The 271-nt window shown below is 53.1% G+C and carries 1 pseudogene; it reads left to right on the top strand.

Features of this window, described 5'->3' with window-relative positions:
- Positions 1 to 271, top strand: a pseudogene (locus FDX22_RS31230) (malic enzyme-like NAD(P)-binding protein); the annotation flags it as partial.

The following is a 271-nucleotide window of genomic DNA, read 5'->3' as shown; positions in this document are numbered from 1 at the left end:
GTAATCCGCGCATTACTGATGATGAATACTACGAATTTGTTGATGAATTCATCCAGGCCGTGAAGCATCGCTGGCCTGATGTGCTGTTGCAGTTTGAAGATTTCGCGCAGAAAAACGCCATGCCGCTCCTGACCCGTTATCGCGATGAAATTTGCTCATTCAACGACGATATTCAGGGCACCGCAGCGGTTACCGTCGGTACGCTGATTGCGGCCAGCCGTGCAGCCGGCAGCCAGTTGAGCGAGCAGAACATTGTTTTCCTTGGGGCGGG

Source organism: Citrobacter sp. TBCS-14, assembly GCF_005280805.1.
In the GTDB taxonomy this organism is placed as follows: domain Bacteria; phylum Pseudomonadota; class Gammaproteobacteria; order Enterobacterales; family Enterobacteriaceae; genus Citrobacter; species Citrobacter gillenii.
The sequence above is the reverse complement of the archived record's forward strand: the minus strand, read 5'-3'. Positions and strand labels throughout refer to the sequence as shown.